This is a genomic window from Curtobacterium sp. MCBA15_009, assembly GCF_001864895.1.
Taxonomy (GTDB): domain Bacteria; phylum Actinomycetota; class Actinomycetes; order Actinomycetales; family Microbacteriaceae; genus Curtobacterium.
In genome coordinates this window covers 1-318 of record NZ_MJGO01000019.1, presented here as the reverse complement: position 1 = coordinate 318, position 318 = coordinate 1, and the positions used below count along the sequence as shown (strand labels likewise).

Below are 318 nucleotides of genomic sequence, written 5' to 3'. Positions count from 1 at the left end.
GAACTCGGCCGCGGCACCGCAGACGACAACGGCGACTGGACTGTCGAACTCGACCGGCCCCTCACCGACGGCGACCACGAGCTCGAAGTCGTCGCGCAGGACAAGGTCGGCAACACCTCGAAGCCGACCGAGACCACCGTCGACATCGACACCGAGGCTCCGGAAAAGCCGGTCGTCACTAGCCCGTCCGATCTCGCGGACGGCACGGGTCCGATCACCGGCACCGCCGAGGCTGGCTCGACCGTCATCGTCCGCGACGAGGACGGGAAGGAACTCGGCCGCGGCACCGCAGACGACGACGGCGACTTCACCATCGTC

The 318-nt window shown here is 68.6% G+C and carries 1 protein-coding gene; it reads left to right on the top strand.

Translation table 11 applies throughout. The features are described 5' to 3' along the window. Positions 1 to 318 (top strand): Ig-like domain-containing protein (locus BIU97_RS05660; protein ID WP_254782921.1); only part of this gene is annotated, 318 nt, incomplete at both ends.